Origin of the sequence: Phyllobacterium sp. SB3 (assembly GCF_040009165.1) — a bacterium.
Taxonomy (GTDB): domain Bacteria; phylum Pseudomonadota; class Alphaproteobacteria; order Rhizobiales; family Rhizobiaceae; genus Phyllobacterium.
Map to the genome: position 1 here is coordinate 1 of NZ_JBDYKI010000037.1, position 309 is coordinate 309.

At 49.8% G+C, this 309-nt stretch carries 1 protein-coding gene; it reads left to right on the forward strand.

Features of this window, described 5'->3' with window-relative positions; translation table 11 throughout:
- Positions 1-113 precede the first annotated feature (113 nt).
- Positions 114-309 (forward strand): helix-turn-helix domain-containing protein (locus ABKW30_RS29285; protein ID WP_348602277.1); only part of this gene is annotated, 196 nt, incomplete at its 3' end.

Genomic DNA, 309 nt, shown 5'->3' on the forward strand with positions numbered 1-309 from the left:
TCTGAAACTTGTGCGCGATGACTCTTCTGTGTTGAGCAAAGTTATTGTAAAGTGCCTTACCAAATGAATTATACCTTTTCGCAGGCGCTGCGGAATCATCCCGGAACGACTTTGTGAAGCGACATCTCTTGAAAAAATTACCTGCTCGTATTGATCAGCCACTTACAGAAAGCGCACGATCCGTCCTGAAAATGATCTCGCGTTCCGGACCGGTTACAAGGCCGCAACTGAGTGCCGCGCTCGCTTTTTCCAAACCAACGATGTCCGCTGCAGTCGGCGAACTCGAAGCCCATGGACTTGTGGCTTCGA